The organism is Brevundimonas sp., assembly GCF_031082345.1.
Lineage (GTDB): Bacteria > Pseudomonadota > Alphaproteobacteria > Caulobacterales > Caulobacteraceae > Brevundimonas.
Window position 1 is genome coordinate 1 of the sequence record NZ_JAVHLH010000060.1, and the last position, 2405, is coordinate 2405.

Here is a 2405-nt window from a genome sequence, read left to right on the forward strand (position 1 = left end):
CCTGTCGTTCGCGAACGACGCCGCCACGGAGTATTTGCTGGGCGCGCCGCTGCGCCGGGCCGATCTGATCCACGCCCTGACCCGGATGCACGCCGGCGAGGCCCCCGCTCCCGAGGAGGAGGCCGCGGGCCGGCGCCAGGAGGCCTGTTTCCCGGGCGCCAGGGTGCTGGTGGTGGACGACTCCGAGGTGAACCGCGAAGTGGCCGCCCAGGCGCTCGAGCGGATGGGCGTCGACGTCGCCTTCGCGGAAGACGGTCTGGAAGCCGTCGAAGCGCTGCGCGAGGGCGTGTTCGATCTGGTCCTGATGGACGGGTCGATGCCGAAGCTGGACGGCTTCCAGGCGACCGTCCGCATCCGCGAGGAAGAACAGGCGTCCGGACGGCCGCGCGCCACCATCCTCGCCTTGACGGCCCACGTCATCGGCACGGCCGCCGAAGCCTGGCGGGAAGCCGGCATGGACGGGGTCATCCACAAGCCGTTCACGATGCAGGACCTCTCGCGCGCGCTTCAGACGCACTGCGGCCAGTATCGGGCGGAGCCCCCGCCGAGGGCAGCCTCTTCCGCGCCCGAGGCCGAGCCCCGGATGGGGGCCGCGGCGCCGGAAGACACCCTGTTCGATCCCGCGGTGCGCGAGGACCTGGCGAAGATGGCCTCCGCCGGCAAGGCCGACTTCGTCGCCCGGATCCAGTCGCTGTATGCCGAGCACGCGCCCGATCGGATGGCCGATCTCGCCGCCGCCTGGAACGATAGCGATGCGGAGCAGGTCGCGCGCGCCGCCCACGCCTTGAAATCCATGAGCCTGAGCCTCGGCGCCCGGGCCGTGGCGGAAGCCACCAGCGCGATCGAGGCCTCCGCCCGCGCGGGCGTTCTGACCCCGGGCGCGCTGGAACGGGTGGACGGCCTGTTGAACGATACGCTTTCCGCCCTGCGATCCAGCGCCGTGCCGGCCGTGGCGGTTCAGGACGTGGGGGAGACCCTCCGTCTGGCGATCGAAAACGGCGAACTCGACCTGGCCTATCAACCCATGATGAACCGGGCCGGTGAATTCGCCGGCAAGGTCGAGGCGCTCGCGCGTTGGACCCGCGCCGACGGCAGCCCCCGCCATCCCGACGAATTCGTCGCCGAACTCGAGGCCGCGGGCGCGGTCGAACGGCTGACCGATTTCGTGCTCGATCGCGCCATGCAGGTCGTCGGAACGCGTCCCGACATCAAGGTGTCGATCAACGCTTCGGCGGGCGAGTTCCAGCGCCGGGATTTCGCCTCGCGGGTCCGGGCGGCCGGCCTCCGCAACGGCTTCCCGCTGGATCGCCTCGAGGTCGAGGTCACCGAGACCGCCATTCTCGACATCGACATGGCCCGTCCGACCATCGACAGCCTTAACGAACTCGGCGTCGGCGTCGCCCTGGACGATTTCGGATCGGGCTACACCAGTCTTCACGCCCTCAGGGAACTGCGCTTCTCGACCCTGAAGATCGACCGCAGTTTCGTTGAGCGCTGCCTGGACGACACGGCCTCGGCCGCCATCATCCATGCCGTCATCTCGGTGGGACGCTCCCTGGGCATGCAGGTCGTGTGCGAGGGCGTGGAGACCGAGGAGCAGTCGAAATTCCTCCGCACCGCGGGGGTCCACATGATCCAGGGCTACATCTACAGCCGCCCCCTCCCCTTCGCGGATCTCCCTTCAACCCAAGTCGAAGCCGCCTGATGTCCCAGGCAATCACCCGCCCCGTACAGGTATGACCGGCAGATCATCATGGCCATCATCGTAATCGTCGACGACGACCCGACCATCCAGTTCATCGCGGGCGAGTTGCTCAAGGCGGAGGGCCACGCGATCGTCCATGCCAGCGACGGCGTCGAGGCGCTCAAGGTGCTCCGCACAGTCCCAGCCGACCTGGTCGTGCTCGACATGCTGATGCCCAATATGGACGGGCTCGAGACCATCATGGAGATGCAGCGCACCCACCCCGAGACAAAAATCCTGGCGATCTCGTCCGGCGGGCCGATGGGACCGCAGGATCTGCTCCGCACCGCCAAACTGTTCGGGGCGGACGACACCCTGGTCAAACCGCTGACCTTTTCGACGTTCGGCGCCGCCGTCGAACGCCTGTTGAACAAGACGGACCGGGACGAGAGCCCGTTCGCGAATATCGGATGATCGGCGAACCTACGGGCCGCCGCTGGAGGGACGGGCAAGAAGGCTTAACCTATTGATTGTATGGTGAGCCATAGCCTTGAATCTACAACGGCGACGTTGGGAGCGGGCAGTGCGCAGAGTAGGCGGAAGAGTGGTGCGGATCATCTCCTGGGCCAGACGGTTCGGCAGGGATAGCCGAGGGTCGATCGCGCTGAAGGCGGCGCTGATCCTCCCGGCCGTCCTGATGATGGGCGCCGGAGCCTTTGAC

Annotated in this window: 2 protein-coding genes; both read left to right on the plus strand. The window is 67.8% G+C overall.

Annotation, left to right across the window (positions count from 1 at the left end):
- Positions 1 to 1705: EAL domain-containing protein (locus tag RDU12_RS05830; RefSeq protein ID WP_308684252.1), on the plus strand; the 1705-nt coding region annotated here is incomplete at its 5' end.
- A 48-nt stretch (positions 1706 to 1753) separates the two neighbouring features.
- A complete protein-coding gene (locus RDU12_RS05835; RefSeq protein WP_300291144.1) occupies positions 1754 to 2158 on the plus strand; it encodes a response regulator in 405 nt (134 codons plus the stop codon).
- The last annotated feature ends 247 nt before the right edge of the window (positions 2159 to 2405 follow it).